We start from the raw sequence: 1157 nt of genomic DNA, 5'->3' as shown, positions 1-1157 counted from the left end.
ACCCGACTGCGCCGGACCTTCAGGGTGGGGGTGAGGTAGCCGTTGGCCTCGGTGAGGTCGCCGGAGAGGACCTTGAATTTGCGGATCCGCTCGGCCGGGCTGACGGCCGCGTTGGCCTTGTCCACCGCCGCCTGCAGTTGGGCGAGGAGGTCGGGGTCGCCGTGGAGTTGAGCGGGGGTGGCGTCCGCGGGCTTGCCGAGGCTCTTCCGCCAGGCCGCCAGCGCCTCCTCGTCGAGGGTGATCAGGCCGACGATGAACGGGCGTTGATCGCCGACGACCACCACCTGGCTGATCAGAGGATGGGCACGCAGCCGGTCCTCCAGCTCCGTGGGGAGGACGTTCTTCCCTCCGGCGGTGACGATGATCTCCTTCTTGCGGCCCGAGATGGTCAGGAATCCGTCATCGTCCAGGGTGCCGACATCGCCGGTGCGCAGCCAGCCGTCGGCGCTCAGCGCTTCTCTCGTGACAGGTTCGTTGCGCCAGTAGCCCGGGAACACCACCGGGCCGCGGAGCAGGATCTCACCGTCGTCGGCGATCCGGACCGTGACGCCGGGCAACGGCCGCCCGACCGTACCGATCTTGACCGCCGAGGGCACGTTGACGGTGGCGGCAGCGCTGGTCTCGGTCAGCCCGTAGCCCTCGAGCACGGTCACGCCGATGCCCCGGTAGAAGTGGGCCAGCCGGGCGTCGAGCGGGGCCCCGCCGCTGATGGCGTAGGCGAGGCGCCCGCCGAGAGCCGCCCGCACATTGCGGTGGACGAGCCTGTCGAACAGACGATGGGCCAGGGCGAGCCCCCGGCCGGGGCCCCCTTGCTCCAGCGCCTGGCTGTAGCGGACGGCGACCTGTTCGGCCCGCTTGAAGACGGCGCCGCGGCGCCGCGCCTGCGCGCGCTGCTGGGCGCGGCTGTGGACCTTCTCGAGCATCCTGGGCACGGACAGCAGGAACGTCGGCCGCAAGGCGGCCAGATGGTCGGGCAGGCCAGCGAGGTCGGCGGTGTGGGCCAGGCGGGCGCCCTGCTCGACGCAGGCCACCTGGATCACCCGGGCGAACACGTGCGCCAACGGCAGGAACAGCACGGTCGAGGCGTCGTGGCCGAAGATCTCCCGCAGCGCCGCGATGGAGGCACGGGCGTCGTAGAGCAGGTTGCCGTGGGTGAG

At 71.6% G+C, this 1157-nt stretch carries 1 protein-coding gene; it reads right to left on the bottom strand.

What is annotated here, in order from left to right:
* A partial coding sequence (locus NGF19_RS30355) for an AMP-dependent synthetase/ligase (RefSeq protein WP_252429146.1) occupies positions 1-1157 on the bottom strand: 1157 nt, incomplete at both ends.

Origin of the sequence: Streptomyces macrolidinus (assembly GCF_023887685.1) — a bacterium.
GTDB lineage: Bacteria > Actinomycetota > Actinomycetes > Streptomycetales > Streptomycetaceae > Streptomyces > Streptomyces macrolidinus.
The sequence above is the reverse complement of the archived record's forward strand: the minus strand, read 5'-3'. Positions and strand labels throughout refer to the sequence as shown.